Here is a 678-nt window from a genome sequence, read left to right on the forward strand (position 1 = left end):
CGAAGCTCGCGGCACTGATGTCGTCGTCAGCGGCGGCGGCCAGTTCGGCATCCGTGGCGAAGGTGGCGTCAAGGTCAACCCCGGTGGCACCGGCGGCGGCGTTGGTCAGCTCCAAAGTGGTGCCCGTGAGCTGTACGTCCGAGAGCTCGTTGGTCGCGTCCGTGTCAAGGTCGTTGGCGATATGGTTCGCGATGTCGGCCGTGTTGGTGGCGATGTCCGCTGTGTTGGTCGCTATATCAGCAGTGTTGGTGGCAATGTCCGCGGCGTTCGCGGCAACGCCCGCACTGTCGTCAAGACTGGAGATGTCAACCGTTGGGTTGTTGCCCAGCTCGTTCGTATAGGTCAGTTCTCCAGTTCCGCTGTTAAAGGACAAGGTGGTATTGGTCTCCGAAATGGAAACCGAGGCCACATTGAGGTACAGTGCGCCATCTGAGCCAAATCCGATGTCGTTGTTGGCATCACCACTGATAAGGTCAACGGATTCCGTTCCGCCACCATCCGTTACCGAGAGTACTCCGCCCGCTATGCCGCTTCCGGTGTTATATTCATTGGACGCGTCCGTGTCGAGGTCGTTGGCGATGTGGTTCGCAATGTCAGTCGCGTTGGTCGCGATGTCGGCAGTGTTCGTCGCGATGTCAGCAGTGTTGGTCGCAATGTTCGAAGCGTTGGTCGCGATGT

General features: G+C 59.0%; 1 protein-coding gene. It reads right to left on the reverse strand.

The features are described 5' to 3' along the window. Positions 1-678 (reverse strand): hypothetical protein (locus K7G75_RS14715; protein ID WP_222985045.1); only part of this gene is annotated, 678 nt, incomplete at both ends.

Origin of the sequence: Flagellimonas meishanensis (assembly GCF_019880545.1) — a bacterium.
In the GTDB taxonomy this organism is placed as follows: domain Bacteria; phylum Bacteroidota; class Bacteroidia; order Flavobacteriales; family Flavobacteriaceae; genus Flagellimonas; species Flagellimonas meishanensis.